Origin of the sequence: Enterobacter sp. SST3 (assembly GCF_000286655.1) — a bacterium.
Taxonomy (GTDB): Bacteria; Pseudomonadota; Gammaproteobacteria; order Enterobacterales; family Enterobacteriaceae; genus Enterobacter; species Enterobacter roggenkampii.
In genome coordinates, this window is record NZ_ALNS01000062.1 from 1 (window position 1) to 1,953 (window position 1,953).

Annotated in this window: 1 protein-coding gene and 2 pseudogenes; all 3 read right to left on the reverse strand. The window is 56.4% G+C overall.

Features of this window, described 5'->3' with window-relative positions; genetic code table 11:
- Positions 1-214, reverse strand: a pseudogene (locus B498_RS00020) (DUF3396 domain-containing protein); the annotation flags it as partial.
- 9 nt (positions 215-223) lie between these two features.
- On the reverse strand, positions 224-1,507 hold the full coding sequence (locus B498_RS00015) for a VRR-NUC domain-containing protein (protein WP_008503534.1): 1,284 nt from the start codon (positions 1,505-1,507) through the stop codon (positions 224-226).
- Positions 1,507-1,953 (reverse strand): annotated as a pseudogene (locus tag B498_RS00010) (type VI secretion system tip protein VgrG); the annotation flags it as partial. The gene B498_RS00015 and the pseudogene B498_RS00010, both read right to left, overlap by 1 nt.

The window sequence follows — 1,953 nt, forward strand, 5'->3', positions numbered from 1 at the left end:
CCGGCAGCGTTTTCCTGAGATACGGCTTAAATTCCCCGTAATAACGATCGACACACTCCACCATTTTGCTGCGGACCTCCGGCGTATGGCCGTTTTTAAAGAACACGGTGATAATCAACCCGAGGTTCACCGCCGGGCTGCCGTCCTTGTATTTAACCGATGCTTCCGGCAGCCATTTTTCGATATAATTCAGTTCCAGATCCTTTAACATCATCACTCCTTATTACGGGGCTACCGCCACGGTGGTTCCTGCGCCGAGGATCGCCGCCAGCGTCCCCCAGGCGCTTATCGCCAGGCGTACAATTAGTAAAAACGCGCCGATAATGGCTTCAGGAATGCCCAGCGTGACCAGCAGCACCCCCACGCCGACCGCCACCAGAATGACCCCTATGGCGGTTGCCGCATCGGTCAGTACCTGGACCCAGTCCACCTCTTTTAGCATCTCCAGCGTCATATCCGTTGCCTGCTGGATCTCCCGCCAGGCGGTGCGCAGCTGTTCGTCCGTCCATGAGGCAATCGAACGACCGGTGCGGCTGGCCCAGTGCCATGCCTGGCTGCCCTGTGAATAGACCCATACGCCGCTGTCGTTCAGCCAGCCCGCGACGCGCTGGAGTTTCTGCTGCATCTCTTTTGACAGCGCATTCCAGCCTTCGGCGATGCCGCGAATGGCACCTTCACTGAGATCGGCGACGGTATCGCCCACATAGGTCCACGGCTGGATTCGGGCAGGCGCTGGCGCATCTGGCGGACGCGGGGTAAAGATGGGGGGATAGAGGTACAGCGGCCAGTATTTCGCCCCGCTTTTCACCCAGTTCTGTAACGTCACGTTGACCACCTGATCGCTCCACTGCTGCTCCTGCGGGCGGCAATCGTGGATCTCCAGAATGGTCATGCGTTCTTCGTTGCCTGGTCCACCAACAATCAGCATATAGTCCCGGTACTGTCCTTCTTTAAGCTCATCCTCTGGAAACTTCACCTCCACCAGCCGCTCCAGATTATCCGCATGCATCACTCCCTCGGTATCTGGCCCCGCAAGTCCCGGCCAGCGGTCCTTCCTGTTCTTCACTATAATCACGTCCGGGCGGCGATAAATGCCTTTTCCCGGTTCGGGGAAGGGGTTGGTGGTATGCCGTCTGCCCGGCCCTGTCTGCGTACTGCTGAGATAAGGGCGGGGCGGCGTGGTGCGGATATCAAACGGTACTTCCGCTTTGTACCACCAGTAATATTTTGCCGCGATTTCATCTGCGCGGATGAGTCCATTCATCATCAGCTGCTTTAGGCTCATCTGATAGCTTTTGTTGTTGCGACGAATTTTTGCCGACAGGCGAGGAAAGCGCATCGCATATTCAACCTTGATATGCAGATACTGACGGTTGTTCTCAGTCGGCAGCTGCGACTGCTTCTCCACCATCTCGACGCCGGTGGTGGTACAGTCCCACGGCTGGTTGTTTTTGCCCGAGGGAATATCGGGCGAGTCAGGCGATGTGGGTAAATCCGTTAGTTCCATTATGGCTGCTCCCTGAGTTCAGTTTCCATTTGCTGCTCTGAGCCGTCACCGATAAACCACAGTGTTTCCTGCGGCTGCGGTTTTTTCTGCACAACGTGAAGTTCGACATTTTCCTGAGTGCGGGTATAGACGGGCACGGTTTTACCTTCTTCATCGGTATAGCCCGTAGCGGTCTGTCCGGAAGGGATAGTGAGCTTATAGGGTTTGCCTGCCAGAAGGTTACCCTGCTCATCCCGTAACTGATAAATTGCGGAATAGATATGTGAGGTGCCCGTGCGGGGCATCTTTAACGGCATGTCTGAAGCCCCCGCCGCCATCGTCCGCTTCACTTTGCGCATATACATCGCCGTCGTACCATACTCCACCTTTCCCGCCTCCAGCCGCAGGTAGCTTCCGCCCCCAGTCAGCGTGATGCGTTTTTTCCCCGCAAACGAGATGTCACTCGC